Below are 16,637 nucleotides of genomic sequence, written 5' to 3' on the forward strand. Positions count from 1 at the left end.
TTTTTTAGATAAGCTTCGTTATCTTTCAAAACTAATTTACAGATGTTACTAGTCAACGCACGTATGATTTCTGTTATAAGTTTCGAGATCCGCACTCTTTCTTTTGTGATGAAAAGTGGTGTTTGTATGAGTGATTTTCCTTTTTAAGGGATACAAAAACAGCTTCAGTTCTTCCTATCTCTAAAATAACAAAAAACCAAATAACCACTCGAGCATACTAACAAAGGAAGCCCGATATAGAGCATACCAGTTCCTAATGGATAATTAATAGCAAGATCAAGTTGGATATTCTTAAGTTCTTCTTTGCTGATTGTGTCAAAATCTTGAATAGGGATCAAAATCGTCTGTAAAAAAAGGCCAACGATCGTCATAAAAAGGCTGATCCCAAAACAGCCAATTGCAAATTTTTTCATAAGAGTCCTCTTTTCAGCATACACTTTCTTACTGTATGTTCTTATTATACATATCAATCATTAAAAAAAGAACCTTAAATTATTTTTTAACATTAATTTTACCACAATAAAAAGAAAATGAATCAATCAGTGAATAAAAAATTGACAAGACTCAATTAGTACTATATAGTTCTATTATGGCAAATTATAAACATTCAAATAAAAACAGAGTGATCGAAACAGCCGCCAGCCTTTTTCTCAAAGTCGGCTACACGTATACCAGTATGGATGAGGTAGTGCAGCAAAGCGGTGTGTCAAAATCAAATGTCTATTACCACTTCTCAAGTAAGGAGGAATTATTACTAGCAGTGATTGATTTTTGGATCACTGTATACCGAGAAAAACTAGCAGACATTTTGAAACAGACCAATCTAACTTTGGAAGAAAAAATGCTGACCTTTCTACAAAGTTTGGCTGAAGAAATTGAAGAGCGGGACTATCAAGGCAGCTGTCCCTTCATTACTTTCATTATGCAAGCGCCGAAAAATGATTGGCAGGTCCAAGAAAAAATCAATCATTTTTTTGATTATTTAACGCGTATCTGCGAGGGATTGATTCAAGAAGGAATAAATACTAAAGCGTTTCGTGAAGACATCAACGTCAAAGAAACGGCGGAGATTTTTGTGAATAACCTTGAAGGGGCACTCTTTTTAGCAGAAGTAAAAAAAGAGAGTCAGTATCTCACTACTACAGCCAAAAATTTATTTAAATTACTCGTTTAAGAGTAATTTTTTTATATTAAAATAGGACTGAGAAGTTCTAAAAAGGAGAAAATAATGAATATTTTAATTATCGGGGCAACTGGGTTTATTGGCAAAGAAATCGTCAAACAACTCGCAAGGGAAGTTGTTTTCTTAACATTACTTGTCAGAAATCCAGCGAAAGCAAGACCATTGCAAGCATTAGCTCCTGAAAAAATAGCGTTGGTAACAGGCGATTTAACAAAAGAGAACTTAGGCTTAAATGCGATCGACCACGAACGAGCGATGCACTGCAACATGATTCTTCACTGCGGCGGTCCGATGGATATCACCTTATCAGAAGCAGCCGCGAAGAGCTCCTTTTTAGAAGGCAGCAAAAACCTCATGACCCTTGCAACAGAAATCAACAAGAGAAACAAATTGAAAAAAATCATCCACGTAGCTGGGTACATGAGCCCATTCACGGATGATTCTTCTGTCTGGGAAACGACGGATGTGTTCAAAGAGGTGCATCCAGCGTTACTTGGAACCCCGCCCTATGAGCAGATGAAGTTTTTATCTGATATTTATATTCGACAAGAAGCGAAAAAGCACCATATTCCTTTAGCAGTAATCAATCCGCCAACCGTCATCGGTGATGAGCAAACAGGCAGCACCGAACAACTCGAAGGCTTTGGCTTATTTATAAAAATAATCCGAAGTGGAGCCTTACCTGTTATCCCCGGAGGAACCGACTATCGACTGCCGTTGATCAATAAAAATGTACTCGCTCAATTTATTGTCAAAACCATATTCAATGAGACAAAAGACGAAATGACGTATCCCCTTGTTGCCGATAAACACGCCGATAAAGAGATCGTTCAACTGATGGGACTGATTTCTGAAAGTCTTAATCGAAACAAACCTCGGCTGACTGTTCCTTTTGGTTTACTCAAGTTCGTTATGGCAGCTGGCGGAAGCAAATTAACGGGTATTCCTGAAAGCAGTTTAAACTTTTTGACCAATAGAACCTTTGACAATCGGCTGACAAAACGCGATTTTGAATCGGAACTGATTAAAAAAATAGCAGCATCAAACATCCCATTAGCAGTAGCTGACATTGATTTTCGCTTGACCTATGGGGAAGAAAGCCTAACACCCTACACACGAATAGCTGTCAACGAAGCGACGGTCTATCAATTGGAGGGCTCTGCTACTCCTCTCGTGCTTTTGCATGGCTTATTTAGCGATGGTACCGATCTCTTTCAACTGGGGCTAGCATTGAATAAGCAAACAGGCAGAAAAATTATCATTGCAGATTTACCAGGATTCGGAAGATCTCCGTTTATTAAAAAGCAACAGCTGTTGACACCATATCTTGAGTTGATACGCTCACTAAAGAATATCCTGCCTGACGGCTCTGTCTTTATCGGCCATTCTTTTGGTGCCGCCTTGTTATTAACAGCTGCTGAACAGCGCTTCTTTTCAGAGAACGATCAACTGATTCTTTTACAACCACCTGTCCACAAAACCGATTCGGTCCCTGCAACATGGCTCAGTAAACTAGCTTTAAAGCATGCCTCTGAACGACAATTACTCGCCTATTTCACAAAAAAAGGACTGCTGATAGACGAAGCAGCCTCTTCTAGTGAATATTTAAAAAGAGTGAAGAAGAGTGTTCGTTCTTCACGGATAGTCAACACAACACTTCAACTAAATCGGTTGTTAAAAGAAATGACCCTTCACCAAAGAATAGATCCTTCGATTCCAATCGTATGGGGAACCGAGGATAAAAGCTATTTACCGCCAAGAGAAACGACTAAAATAGTCGATCTGCCATTGGGTCATCATTTTCCAATCAGCCATCCGCAAGAAACAGCTAATGTGCTGGTAGAATTGATCGAAGGTTGATTTTAGGGAGGCATGATTTTATCAAGTACACTAATCTACTTACGAAAATTCCTACTTAATATAATTAGTTATTGAAAGGTGTCCCTCTCTTTGATGAGAATAGTGTCAGTACCTTCCTAACATCCTCCATGTAAGAAGATATGTTCCTCTATGAAATAAATTTACATGGCCTCTGTGAAGGTTTCTATCTCTCAACTATCAAGAAAGAGAAGCTTGGCTGAAGTCTTTTTCAAATAAAATAAAGTACCCGGAAATAATTTCCGAATACTTTATTTTTTAGCCATTACGCTTTATTCGCTTTTCTTTTTTTCCAAAAGAAAATTACACCTGTTAGAAGCACAATTATGACACCTGCTACTAATTCAACTACTGATTTGTTTTCATTTGTTTTAGGAAGTGTTACCTGTTTCTTACTATCAGAAGTTGTTTTTTTCCGATTCTCTTTCTTTTGTTCTGGTGTCGTATGCGTTGAATCATCTTCAGGTTTTTCTTGGCTAGGTTTTTCTTTTACTGTGACTGTAGCCGTTACCGTAATTCCATCATAACTATACGATACTTCGTACCTACCTGCTTTGCTCGTATCAACTTGACTTGCGTCTACTGTCAAGTCTTCGTACACGACTTTCTTTCCTGCTTTGTCTAATGCATTGTCAAAATTTTCTTTTGCCGTCCATTTATCTCCGACATAGATCGTAGAATCATGGACATTGACAGCTGTCATTTTCTCTTTAACTGTGACAATCGCTGTACTCGTTATACCATCGTACGTATACGTGACTTCAAAGCTGCCTGCTTTACTCGTATCGGCTTTACTGGCATCAACCGTCAGATCTGAAAGTGCAACGTCGTTACCATCTTTATCTAACGCACTATCGAAATTATCTTCTGCTTCCCAGTTATCCCCCACATAAATCGTAGAATCATGGACATTGACGGCTGTCATTTTTTCTTTAACTGTGACAATTGCTGTACTCGTTATACCATCGTACGTATAGGTGACGTCAAAGGTACCTGCTTTACTCGTGTCTGCTTTACTAGCATCGACCGTCAGTTCTTGGAAATCTATCGGATTACCATCTTTATCCAACGCACTATCGAAGTTATCCTCTGCTTGCCAGTTATCCCCCACGTAGATTGTTGAGTCATGGACATTGACGGTGGTCATTTTTTCTTTGACCGTAATGACCGCTGTACTCGTTACACCATCGTACGTATAGGTGACGTCAAAGCTGCCTGCTTTACTCGTATCGGCTTCACTATCATTGACTGCAAGATCTTGGAAATCTACTGAATTACCATCTTTATCTAATGCACTGTCAAAGTTATCCTCTGCTTGCCAGTTATCCCCCACGTAGATCGTTGAGTCATGGACATTGACGGCTGTCATTTTTTCTTTGACCGTAATGATTGCTGTACTCGTTACACCATCGTACGTATAGGTGACGTCAAAACTGCCTGCTTTACTCGTATCGGCTTCACTATCATTGACTGCAAGATCTTGGAAATCTACTGAATTACCATCTTTATCTAATGCACTGTCAAAGTTATCCTCTGCTTGCCAGTTATCCCCCACGTAGATCGTTGAGTCATGGACATTGACGGCTGTCATTTTTTCTTTGACCGTAATGATCGCTGTACTGGTTATACCGTCGTACGTATAGGCAACTTCGAAGCTACCTACCTTACTCGTGTCGGCTTTACTAGCATCGACAGTTAAAGCTGAAAAATCAACATCGTTGCCATCTTTATCCAACGCACTATCGAAATTATCTTCTGCTTGCCAGTTATCCCCCACATAGATCGTGGAATCATGAACATTGACTGTCGTTTGTTTTTCTTTGACTGTCACGGTTGCTATACTGGTTACACCATCATACGTGTACTTGACTTCAAAGGTCCCTGCTTTACTCGTATCGGCGTTACTCTCATCAACTACAAGGTCTTGGAAATATATCGGATTGCCCTCTTTGTCTAGTGCACTATCAAAGTTGTCCTCAGCTTGCCAGCTATCTCCTGCATAGATCGTGGAATCATGAACATTGACTGTCGTTTTATTATCTTTTACTGTCACTTTAGAGATACCGCTGACAGAATTAGTAGTATTGGCACTATTATAATAGTACCGATATTCTACTTCATAAACGCCTGGATAACTTAAGTCTACTTGATCACCAAGGATCTTAATATCATTAGTCAGAGAATATAGTTCATCTCCCAAATCGTCTGAGGCAGAAATAAAACCATCTTGTGGGTTCCAGCTTTCCCCTGTATATAAGGTAATGTTCCTTACATTTAATTTAGGAACTTTCGCCCACATATAGTCGCCAGCCATCGTATCACCATCATAGGTTTTAGTTAGTTTTTCTCTATCATACCTAGCTTTAGTTTCAAGATTTATCCAAACGCCACCGTAAACTCCGTCATTCGGTGGCGCATTTAAATAATAACCGCCAAGTACTGTTTTTTTACCTAATGTTATATGATTCAAATTGGGAGGAAATGCGCTAGTATCATACTTCCACGTATCAATATTAGACATATCCCAACTTGAAATATCTAAAGTCGTAAGTGCACTTGAACCAAAAAACATAGAATCCATTGAAACCAAACTAGCCGTATTAAGACCGGATACGTCTAGTTGTTTAAGTGCAGGCAGATGTTGAAAAGTACCTATCATAGTTGTTGTGGCATTCGTATTCAAGAAATTTAAATTATCGATTTGAGTTACATTTGTAAGGTACGCAAAAAAATAGTCAAGGTGAGTACCTGCAATCACCTCTCCCTCCAACACAACTTTTTTAATTGACTGTCCGTAGTCAAACCACGATGGCTTATCACCTCCCGCTGGAAATTCAGGAAGCTTCCCTGAGTAAATATGTAAAATCCCATTTTCATCAATTACCCAAGCACTCGTTCCATTTGTTCCCGTAGCTATGTCGCCAACAGCGGAACTATTTGCTTGCTTCTCCTTGTCATTGCCCCCCTCCTTACTACTTAATTTTTGGTCGCTCGAAACTGTCTTACTTTCCGTTGGTTCAGTATGTTCAACGCTCTCCATCGTTGCATTGGTTTCACTGACAAAATCAGCCCCCTCGGTCTGCGATGCACTTTTTAAATTATTATTAGCATCGATCTCTTTACTCATTGTATTGCTTTCACAAGTTTCTTCTCGACTACCATCAATGCTTGTTTCATTTGGAGTAAGACCTTCTTCATTTTGTGTTAGCTGAGTTTTAATAACATCAGCTACTACCTGACTGGAATTTATCATAGAAGGGATCATCAATATAAACATACTAAAAAGTATTACAAATTTTTTTTTCATTTTCAACGCTGCCTCTCTTTTTTATATTTACCACATATTTGATTTGTTAATAAAAAATTATTTTCGCACAATATTTATTTATAAATAATAAATGCATTGGTAATAAAAAAATATTAGATTATTTTGCGTTTTTTTAATCACGGTGGTATGATAGCACACAGCAAAAGTACCCGCTATTTACAATTCTGGTATAACAATGTACAGAAATTGTGTTGGGGAAAGGAGGCGGATTGTGTGATACCTGACTACTTAAGAAGAGAATTATCTGTTTTATTTTTCATCATAAACAAGGAGCAAACAACCACAAAAGAAATTGCAGAAAGCTTGCAGCTCACTCCTCGAAAAGTACGGGATACCTTAACAATCATCAATAAGCATTTTGAGGAATTTCAAGGCATCAATAGTTTTATCTTCATAAAAAATTCTGGTGTGGTGCAAATCAGCTCTGAATTTAAAGAACATTCAGTCTCTTCTGCCTACTCTCTGAAATTGCATCTACTAAAAAACAATGCAGCTTTTAATTATACCGTTTTGTTGCTTACTAGAAGCTCACTGAATAAAGAGCATATATTAAATGAGCTCTTTATTTCCACCAGTTATCTGAACGTACTAACCCAAAAATTAAATGAGTTTTTCTCAGGTTTTGATTTCCGCATTACAGTTAGGGAAGGCTACTATAATTTAGTTGGAGATGAAATGAATATTCGCTTGTTCTCTTATCTATACTTGCAAGATTCTTTTCAAGATTTAGAGTGGCCATTTCAAGATATCTCCCTTCACAGTATTCGCACATCAGTTACCGAAGAAATCCTGGAAGAATCTTACAAACTTTCTTTTACAAAAAATAGATCACTTTATATTTTGTATGCTATTTTGCAAACAAGAATTCATAGTAATCATCGTTTGATTCAACCAGAATCCTTATTGACTCGAACTTTGTTTACAATTATTTTTGAAAGTTTTGGTGCAGCAGTAATCTTTCAAAAAAACAGCTTCGGATCCCTTGATGATAGTACGAAAAACAACGAGATTCTCTATTTTAATTTTCTTTCCCATCTTTTTATTTCAGACATTATCCCTATAGAAGAAAAGATAAAACTAGGAAAAACTTTTTTCGAATCAGATCATTCTTATTGCACTTTCTCTCGAGACGTTTTGGCAGCTAGTTCTGTTCTAATAAACGACAAACTCTCTGATCAGAACAGGCATCTTATTCTCTATTATTTAACCTTATTCAACGCTTTTTATTTTTTAGTAGGGGATAGGATTGACTGCTTCGCCCAACTATTTATTCCCCCCTTATCTTTTCGATTAAATGTTCAAAATGACTATATGAATGTCATAAAAAAAACTGTTTCTATCTACACCAAAGATGAAAATCACACCAAATTTTTATCAAGTCTGCTCTATACGCTCCACACAGCTAATATAAAGTCAGAAGTTACAATCTACTTACAAGTAGTAAAGGACTATTCCGCCAGTTTTTATATAGAAAATAGTCTAATGAACTTCTTTAATAAGGAACACATCAATATTACCCATAATTACGAGATAGCCGATATCGTCGTTACTGATACATTAGTACGATCCGATCCCAAGAAAAAAGTGTTTTATTTGAACTCGATAGAAAATGACAGAAGATGGGCTGAGTTACTTTTTCTGATTCAACGTGTTTATTTGGAAAAACAGCACATCCAAAAGGAAAAATTCAGTTTATAAAGGATAGAAATTTGCACTCTTCTCGGGAACAAACACTCAACATACGATCTATTCATTCATCGTTGGGAAGAAATTCCTTTTTCAAGAAAACATATAAAATCATCTATCGAAGTGATGCATCCATAACAGAATGAATTAGTCCATGCCAATATACCGCTCGTCTTTTTGGTACTGTTTTTCAATAATCCCTTTAAAAAATTGAGACTAATTTCTGAGATTCTTCTATCAACCATTTTCGATAAATAACAATTTGCGACTATAAAGGTACATTTATACCTTTTGTTCTGATAAAAATTTGTATTACACACATAAAGTACTTAGGAAATGATCCCAAGTACTTTATTTAATCGTTACGATCTATTCGCTTTTCTTTTTTTCCAAAAGAAAACTGAACTCACCAATAACACAATTATGAAACCTGCTGCAAATTCTGCTACTGACTTACTTTCATTTGTTTTAGGAAATGCTTCATGTTTCCTACTATCAGAAGCTCCTTTTTTCTGATTCTCTTTCTGTTGTTCTTGTGAAGTATGCGTTGAATCATCTGCAGATTCTTCTTGGCTAGGTTTTTCTTTTACTGTGATGATAGCCGTCACCATAATTTCATCATAACTATACGTTACTTCGTAATTACCTGCTTTGCTCGGATCAACTTGACTTGCGTCTACTCTCAGGTTTGAAAATGCGACGTCGTTGCCTTCTTTATCTAACGCACTATCGAAATTATCTTCTGCTTCCCAGTTATCCCCCACATAAATCGTGGAATCGTGGACATTGACAGCAGTTTGTTTTTCTTTGACTGTGACAGTCGCTGTACTGGTTACACCGTCATACGTATACGTGACTTCAAAGCTCCTTGCTCTACTTGTATCTGCTTGACTAACATTGACAATCAAATCTTGGAAATCTACTGAATTACCATCTTTATCCAAACCACTATCGAAATTATCTTCTGCTTCCCAGTTATCTCCTACATAAATCGTGGAGTCGTGAACATTGATGGCTGTCATTTTTTCTTTGACCGTAATGATCGCTATACTCGTTACACCATCATACGCATACGCGACTTCAAAGGTCCCTGCTTTACTCGTGTCGGCTTTACTGTCATCTACTGTTATGGCTGAAAATGCCACTTCGTTGCCTTCTTTATCTAACGCACTGTCGAAGTTATCTTCTGCTTGCCAAGTATCTCCTACATAAATCGTAGAATCATGGACATTGACGGCTGTCATTTTCTCTTTTACTGTAACAGTCGCTGTACTCGTTACACCGTCATACGTATACGTGACTCCAAAGCTCCCTACTTTATTTGTATCTGCTTTACTGTCATCCACCATCAGGGCTGAGAATGCCACTTCGTTTCCATCTTTATCTAACGCACTATCGAAGTTATCCTCTGCTTGCCATGGATCACCCACATAAATCGTAGAATCGTGGACATTGACGGCTGTCATTTTTTCTTTGACCGTAATGATTGCTATACTCGTTACACCATCGTACGTATATGCGACTTCAAAGGTCCCAGCTTTACTCGTATCTGCTTTGCTGGCATCGAACGTTAGTTCTTGGAAATCTACCAGATTACCATCTTTATCTAACGCACTATCGAAATTATCCTCTGCTTGCCAGTTATCCCCCACGTAGATCGTTGAGTCATGAACATTAACGGCTGTCATTTTCTCTTTGACTGTCACGATTGCTTTACTGGTTACACCATCATACGTATAAGTGACTTTAAAGCTACCTGCTTTACTCGTGTCGGCTTTACTAGCATCGACCGTCAGATCTGAAAGTGCAACGTCGTTGCCATCTTTATCTAATGCAGTATCGAAGTTATCCTCTGCTTGCCATGAATCTCCCACATAAATCGTGGAATCATGGACGTTCACCGCGGTTTGTTTTTCTTTGACTGTAACAACCGCTGTACTCGTCACACCATCATACGTGTATGTGACTTCAAAGCTCCCTGCTTTATTTGTATCTGCTTTACTGGCATCTACCGTTAGGGATGAAAAATCAACATCGTTGCCATCTTTGTCTAATGCACTCTCAAAATTATCCTCTGCTTGCCATGGATCACCCACATAGATTGTTGAGTCAGAGACATTTATGGCGGTCAGCCGAGGCTTAACAACTATTGTTGCATCCTTGGTTAGATTATTGAGAGTATAACTAATCGTATAAGTACCCGCTGTCTGTGTGTCTACTGTACCAGAAACAATCCCGCCGTTTGCCAAAAATTCCTCATAAGTTAGCTGGTTTCCTTCTTTTGATGAAGCTTCGATAAAGTTATCAACTGGTGACCATGTGTCCTGTGTATAAATAGTACTATCTTTAATCAAAATATCGGTGTAATCAATTTGCGCTTTCTGATAAACATAGGTAACTGTAAACTCACCACGTTTAAATTTTCCAATAGCATCGACAGGTAAATTACTTGTATCTAATTCATATCCAGGAATATCTGGAATATAGTCACTAGTTGAAACGTCATAGGGCTGGTTTGTACTATCATCTATTCTACGTGACGGATAGATTTCATTACCTGATTCATCTACATATTTAATGGTTAAGTGACTGTTTGTAAAACGGATATTATACGTGGCTGTAAATAGGTCATTCCCGTTAGCATCTTTATAAGGAATAACCACAGTAAAACCAAGAAAGTTAAAACCCTCAAGCCCCCATCCCTGGAGGAAACTATCCCATGATATATGCAATGGATTTACACCTATTACTGGATTATTATGTGATGATCCTAGGACAAGAAATTTTTCATTTGATTTATACTCGTAAAAATTACCATAATCGCCACCCAATGTAAGACGAAAATATAGCTCATCCTGCTTATACTCTTCAGGGATTGGTAAATCTACATCCAATGAAATATATTTTAAAGGATCATATTCGACTGTTAAATCATAAGTGAACGTCTCTGAAGCTTCCGTTGGAGTCATAAGCATCTTCGAGTCTTTTTTATGTATTTGATTCTGATCAGCATTATCTGTCATACTTTCGCTCGTATCGGATTCAGATGACTGGCTATCGGATAGTTCTTTACTATTATCCGCTTGCTCCTCATTACTAGCAGCATCATCTTCTTGACTGCTTGACGTTTCATTCTCCAAAAGGTTTTCCTTTGCTTCACTTTCAGAAAATACATCTTTGTTATCAGGCGACGGTTCCTGATTTTCACTTTTTTCAAAGCTGTTCAAAGATTCCGATAAAAGATTGCCAGCTTCTTGTTCTTGAGCGGGTGCTATTCCAAGCGTATCTGTCAATGCTTGTACTGGATTCATTACAATTGACCCAAACAATAATCCAACTAAAAAAAGGTGCATATGTTTATTTTTCATTTTTTTCTCCTCGTTTCGATTTAACAAACGGCATCTTGGCATTAAATTACGCATTTTAATTTATTAAAAAAACCACCTAACTAAGGTTATTACATAAAATTATTTGCTAAATGCTATGGTTTATAATGTGTATCTTAAAAGTGCGTAACCTACAATTCAAAGGGCCTTACTATCGATTATTTCTTCATCTTAAACCTCTCATCCATATAATTATTTAATCAAAAACAATAATCGTACTTTTTCTATTATCCTTTTTTTGTGTGTATAGGAATTTCTATTTTTTTCATGGAATTAAAATATTAGAACGGCAGACTTTGGATGCTTCTCACTAGAGAACTGACATTTTGGTATAACAGTATACGAGAATGGTGTTTTAGAACCAGGTATATTATCTACTTTTTTCATAGGTTCTTGACTGTGTGGTTATCCGACACTATATTGATATCGATTTACTCACACCTAAGGGACGGAGTCAAAACTGGTATATTTTTTTTGATAAAGAAAATATCTATAAACTCCATCAAATTCTCGTTTTTAAAAATAACGGATACAATCAATTTATAACTTCCGATATTATCTTAATTGTGGTGACAGCTCGGAGAACAGCGGTTGTTGTTAAAGAATAGAGAATGTTGTACATTTCTATAAAAAGCGTTTCAAAATAAAAAAAGCACGGTGCGGATTGCCGTGATCTAATTTATTTCTTTACGCTAAAGGAAGATACGTAAATGGGTTGTTACAACATTCGTAAGAATACGCAACGTGAACAACCGCTGTTCAGTTTCTGATCGATGATTGTTTTTTTGTCTCGCTAAAAAAACCTCTCAAATGGATGAGAGGTTTTCGATCTATTGAATACAAATCAATTTACCGATATATAAATGGCACTTCGTAACGAATACATAATGCTCTATTCAACTTTTTTCTACATCAACTAAAAGTAAATAAAGATCTACAAACACTAACAGTTACTTCTTTTTCATATTCTCTATAGTCACACCCCCTCTAGACAAGATTTAAATAAATTACCAGAAAAATGACGAAACAAGTGACGGTCAGTTCGATTATATTTTCTGTACGTCGCGTACGGTTCTTTAAAAAAATACCCGGAGCAGTCGAAGAAAATTGTGAGCGATATTTTTCGGGAATAAAAAATCCTACTAATATTCCTACTAGGACCAAGTAGAAGGGCCAGTTCGGTGAGATCCCACGATTGAGAAAAGCCATGGCGAATGCAATCACGTAAATCACTACCTGAATCATCGTAATACTGTAAACCTTTTTTAAATCTTTCGACATCGTTGTGCCCCTCCATTTGAAGAAAAAATTGATTGTAATAGAAGTTTTACGGAGTAGCCAAAGTTTATAATACTAACTGACCAGATTACAACATCCTTTTCAACCGCATAAGCTGTCAATGAAGCGAATCTGCCTCCCTTTTGAAAGGCTGGTGTTGGCTGATTCCCTATCCGCTATCTCTCGGTTAACTCATCCCTGAATTTCAGGAATAGCTCTTTCCCTTGTCCTGTGCTCATGTTTGTCAGGTCTTTGATTTTCTTGACCATGCCAATATCATTTTCGTTTTTTGAAAGCATTTGTCGTGCCATTTCTTCTTTGATCTCTGCTGCTTCTTCCTTCGTTAAATTTCTGACTTCTTTCTTTTTACCAAATAATCCCATTCTGCTCTCTCCTTCTTGTAAAATCCATACGCTTTTCACACCAGCCAGACTGCGCACGCTTTTTTATCTAAAATGCCGTTTTTCTGTCCATGACTTGATTCCTATAATCTAATCTACCATTTCCGTCGAAATCGAGGAAATGGTTCGTTCTCCTTTTTATTTTTAGGGAAGATATAAAAATAAAACACGCAGCCAATGATGATCGCTGGCGGCACAGAGATGCTCAATAATTTTAAAGCGGTGCTTAAAAATACGCCTAACTTTTCTTGAATAGAAAGATTCATAATCGTGCTGAAGTCTTGATTGAACGAAGTAACGATCATCGTGACAAAAAAAATCAAACAAAAACTAATCACCCCATACTTGATACTTGCTTTTAAATCCTCATTGTCTTTCTTAGTTTCTTCCAAAAGTAATGTTTCTAATGAGATATCCAATTCTTCGGCTATTTTGATCATATTTTTTTTGCTAGGGTACGTAGCACCTAACTCCCATTTTGAGATTGTCTTGTCACTTACTTCTAATAATTCTGCTAGCCTACTTTGCGTTAGCTTGTTTTTTTCTCTATATTCTTTCAGCTTCATTGCTAATATCGTTTCTTTCATTTCAACCACTCCTCATCCATTTCTACCCTTCATTTTGACATAAAACCTACCATTTAACAGGAATTCTTGAAAAAGAGAGTAGAATAGAGTGGCTTTTTTAGCTATTTCTGGCGATTTGCCTGAAACATACTACCGAATCCTTCCTTACAACAATAGTTGCTGTGCATTCTGATATCTTCTAAATACTATCAAACCAGAAATTATAAGCATCTGTAAATAATTAAAGGAGAAGCAAAAACTTCCCAGTTTTTGCCCTCCCTCATTTCTCAAGAAAATATGTTAATAGAAGATTTTCTATCTATCATTCTTATTAGAAGAAACCAAAGTATTTTTTCACTTCAATATACACTAAAGGAAAAATGGATAATCCGATTACCCATAGCCAGTCAACTGCACGAAGAGAGACAAAGCCAAAAATGGTTTGCGTGAATGGAATCGTTACTAACAAGATAATGATCAATGCACCTATGAAGGTTGTCATTACTAACAACGGATTGCTCAAAAAACGCAGCTTCAGGATAGATTCTTTACTTCTACAATTAAACATGTGCACAATAGTTGATAATCCCAATACAATAAATGTCATTGTCTGAGAAACCTCTATCGATTCTAGACGTCCAATTAGAATCGCGCCTAATGTGACGACTGTAAAAACAATTGAGATTTCTACAATTTTTACCAATAATCCTTGCGCAAAAATGCTCGTGTATTTAGTGACAGGGGCTTCCTTCATTGCTTTTTTATCGACTGGTTCAATGCTAAGACTCATTCCTGGGATTCCATCTGCAACTACTTTTATGATTAACAATTGAACCGCTGTAACAGGTGCTCCCCACCCAACGAGCAAGGAAATTAAAACGATCGTCAGTGCAGAAATATTGCAACCAAGCATCGCGTATAATGATTTTCTGATATTGCTGTATACCCGTCGTCCTTCTTCAACCGCCTGCACAATCGTCGCAAAATTATCGTCTACTAAAACCATATCAGAGGCTTCCTTTGCTACTTCTGTGCCACCTCCCATTGCGATCCCTACATCAGCTGCTTTTAATGCAGGTGCATCATTGACACCATCGCCAGTCATGGCGACAATCTCATCATTTTTTTGGAATGCTTTTACGATTCGAATTTTATCTTCTGGGGAAGTACGGGCAAAGACTCGATAGTCATCAATCACACGGGCTAGTTTTTCATCGCTCATTTCATGTAAATCCGCTCCGGTCATTGCTTTCTTTCCATCGGTGAGAATTCCTACATCCTCTGCGATTTTTTTTGCTGTCAGTAAGTGGTCCCCTGTGATCATTACGGTTTGAATCCCTGCTTGTTTTGCAATAGAAACAGCCGGATAGCTTTCGGGCCGAGCTGGGTCGATAATCCCAACAAATCCTGCAAATTCTAACTGACTTTCAAGAATTTCTTCAGTAAGACGTGTAGGTCTTTCATCGTATCTTTTATAAGCAACGCCCAAAACACGATAGGCTTGATTGGCCAACTCATCATGCTTGCTCACGTAGGTGGGGTTGTTCGCATCAATGAGATCCAAGCGATCAAAAGCCCCTTTTGTGACAGAAACATATTGGTTGTTTACTTTATATAAGACAGTCATCCTTTTTCGTTTTGAATCAAAGGGAACTTCATGAATCTGTTCAAAGGTTGAAGCGACTTCACCTAGTTCCTCTTTAGTGAAGAGCGATGCCAGTTTTTTTCTGATCGCCAACTCTGTTGGATTACTGGTTACTGTTGCATTTTCTTCCATCGAACTAGCAAGATAGAAGAGAAATAAGAGATTTTTTTCCTTCTCTTCTGTTATTTCTAAGCAGGAAGTCAGTCTATCCTTCATCATAATAACTTCTTTCACGATCATCTTATTTTCGGTAATTGTTCCAGTTTTATCTGAGCAGATAATTGAAACACCTCCAACGGTTTCTACTGTTGAAGGAGTCCTAACGATGGTTTTCTTCAGTGCCATATTCCTCATCCCAACAGCTAGAGAGATTGTTACTACGACTGGCAAAACCTCTGGAATAGCAGCAACAGCCATTGATATTGCGGTCATGATACTGGTCTCTAAAGACAATCCTTTGCTGATTCCTATAGCAATCGCTAGAAAGCCAGAGAGAATAGCGATTAGTCCTAGAACTTTCCCAAGTTTTTGCATTTTTATTTGTAGAGGTGCTATGGTTGTTTCTTCCTTGCTTAATAAGCTCGATATTTTACCAATTTCCGTATTCATTCCTGTCTTTTCAACTCGAACGTTTGCTTTTCCTGTGACTACTAATGAGCCAGAAAAAACCAAGTCTTTTCTGTCCCCTAAAGAATCTTCTTTAGAAGAAATATAGGTGGGGTCTTTTTCACTTGGTTCACTTTCACCAGTTAGAAACGATTCATCAACAAAGAAATTACTACTCGTTAAAAGCTTAGCATCTGCTGGAATACGGTCCCCTAATGCCAACTGAACAATATCACCAGGAACAATGTTCAAACTTTCAATCTCTTTTAACGCCCCATCTCTGAATACTTTACTTACGGGAACACTTATCTTATTTAATTCACTCATTGATTTTTCCGCATGTTTTTGCTGTCGAATCGACAAATATAGATTAAGAATGACAATTGAAAAGATGACTATTGGTTCCGTAAAATCATCAGGGTGGTTTTGAAATGCAACGTAACTAGATAAGAGCGTTGCAACGATTAAAATCAAGATGGTAATATCCTTCATCGACTCTTTCAAATAGTCATAAAAATGCTTCTCGTCTTTGCTTTCTATGGAATTAAACCCATATTTTTCTAGCTTCATTTCTGCTTCTTTACTGGAAAGTCCCGACTGGTTAGGGCTCTTTCCTTTTTCTTTCAATTGTTCTTTTACCATCTGCCTATACCTCCTAAAACAAAAAAGAAGTCAGACAA

At 37.4% G+C, this 16,637-nt stretch carries 10 protein-coding genes; 3 read left to right on the forward strand and 7 right to left on the reverse strand.

Going from position 1 to position 16,637, the window contains the following annotated elements; all coding sequences use genetic code 11:
* Positions 1-164: 164 nt before the first annotated feature.
* On the reverse strand, positions 165-413 hold the full coding sequence (locus tag IGI92_RS15550; RefSeq protein ID WP_005230532.1) for a hypothetical protein: 249 nt from the start codon (positions 411-413) through the stop codon (positions 165-167).
* A gap of 176 nt (positions 414-589) precedes the next feature.
* Here IGI92_RS15550 and IGI92_RS15555 point away from each other — a divergent pair, with 176 nt between their 5' ends.
* On the forward strand, positions 590-1,174 hold the full coding sequence (locus tag IGI92_RS15555) for a TetR/AcrR family transcriptional regulator (protein WP_429960269.1): 585 nt from the start codon (positions 590-592) through the stop codon (positions 1,172-1,174).
* Between the two features lie 54 nt (positions 1,175-1,228).
* A complete protein-coding gene (locus IGI92_RS15560) occupies positions 1,229-3,043 on the forward strand; it encodes an alpha/beta fold hydrolase (RefSeq protein WP_429960270.1) in 1,815 nt (604 codons plus the stop codon).
* Between the two features lie 283 nt (positions 3,044-3,326).
* Here IGI92_RS15560 and IGI92_RS15565 read toward each other — a convergent pair whose 3' ends face one another.
* Positions 3,327-6,188: a bacterial Ig-like domain-containing protein gene (locus IGI92_RS15565; protein WP_430607356.1), complete on the reverse strand. Its 2,862-nt coding sequence runs from the start codon at positions 6,186-6,188 to the stop codon at positions 3,327-3,329.
* 414 nt (positions 6,189-6,602) lie between these two features.
* On the opposite strand from IGI92_RS15565, the gene IGI92_RS15570 reads away from it, so the two are divergent.
* Positions 6,603-8,087 carry a helix-turn-helix domain-containing protein gene (locus IGI92_RS15570; RefSeq protein WP_430607357.1) on the forward strand — a complete coding sequence of 495 codons (1,485 nt, stop codon included), beginning with the start codon at positions 6,603-6,605 and terminating at the stop codon, positions 8,085-8,087.
* Positions 8,088-8,437: 350 nt separating this feature from the next.
* Here IGI92_RS15570 and IGI92_RS15575 read toward each other — a convergent pair whose 3' ends face one another.
* The 5 genes from IGI92_RS15575 to IGI92_RS15595 all read right to left on the reverse strand — a co-directional run bounded on the left by IGI92_RS15575 (position 8,438) and on the right by IGI92_RS15595 (position 16,599).
* On the reverse strand, positions 8,438-11,386 hold the full coding sequence (locus IGI92_RS15575) for a bacterial Ig-like domain-containing protein (protein WP_430607359.1): 2,949 nt from the start codon (positions 11,384-11,386) through the stop codon (positions 8,438-8,440).
* A gap of 1,062 nt (positions 11,387-12,448) precedes the next feature.
* Positions 12,449-12,742: a hypothetical protein gene (locus IGI92_RS15580; protein WP_375820219.1), complete on the reverse strand. Its 294-nt coding sequence runs from the start codon at positions 12,740-12,742 to the stop codon at positions 12,449-12,451.
* Positions 12,743-12,915: 173 nt separating this feature from the next.
* Positions 12,916-13,122: a hypothetical protein gene (locus IGI92_RS15585; RefSeq protein WP_430607361.1), complete on the reverse strand. Its 207-nt coding sequence runs from the start codon at positions 13,120-13,122 to the stop codon at positions 12,916-12,918.
* A 113-nt stretch (positions 13,123-13,235) separates the two neighbouring features.
* The gene (locus IGI92_RS15590; protein ID WP_430607364.1) at positions 13,236-13,727 is read right to left on the reverse strand and encodes a helix-turn-helix domain-containing protein; all 492 of its coding nucleotides are present in this window, start codon (positions 13,725-13,727) and stop codon (positions 13,236-13,238) included.
* A gap of 310 nt (positions 13,728-14,037) precedes the next feature.
* On the reverse strand, positions 14,038-16,599 hold the full coding sequence (locus tag IGI92_RS15595; RefSeq protein WP_430607365.1) for a cation-translocating P-type ATPase: 2,562 nt from the start codon (positions 16,597-16,599) through the stop codon (positions 14,038-14,040).
* Positions 16,600-16,637: the final 38 nt, after the last annotated feature.

Source organism: Enterococcus sp. DIV2379 (assembly GCF_050542965.1).
Taxonomy (GTDB): domain Bacteria; phylum Bacillota; class Bacilli; order Lactobacillales; family Enterococcaceae; genus Enterococcus_D; species Enterococcus_D entomosocium.

Coding starts and splice junctions, on each gene's coding strand:
- IGI92_RS15550 (WP_005230532.1), bottom strand. CDS start 413: ATGAAAAAATTTGCAATTGGCTGTTTTGGGATCAGCCTTTTTATGACG.
- IGI92_RS15555 (WP_429960269.1), top strand. CDS start 590: ATGGCAAATTATAAACATTCAAATAAAAACAGAGTGATCGAAACAGCC.
- IGI92_RS15560 (WP_429960270.1), top strand. CDS start 1,229: ATGAATATTTTAATTATCGGGGCAACTGGGTTTATTGGCAAAGAAATC.
- IGI92_RS15565 (WP_430607356.1), bottom strand. CDS start 6,188: ATGAGTAAAGAGATCGATGCTAATAATAATTTAAAAAGTGCATCGCAG.
- IGI92_RS15575 (WP_430607359.1), bottom strand. CDS start 11,386: ATGAATCCAGTACAAGCATTGACAGATACGCTTGGAATAGCACCCGCT.
- IGI92_RS15580 (WP_375820219.1), bottom strand. CDS start 12,742: ATGTCGAAAGATTTAAAAAAGGTTTACAGTATTACGATGATTCAGGTA.
- IGI92_RS15585 (WP_430607361.1), bottom strand. CDS start 13,122: ATGGGATTATTTGGTAAAAAGAAAGAAGTCAGAAATTTAACGAAGGAA.
- IGI92_RS15590 (WP_430607364.1), bottom strand. CDS start 13,727: ATGAAAGAAACGATATTAGCAATGAAGCTGAAAGAATATAGAGAAAAA.
- IGI92_RS15595 (WP_430607365.1), bottom strand. CDS start 16,599: ATGGTAAAAGAACAATTGAAAGAAAAAGGAAAGAGCCCTAACCAGTCG.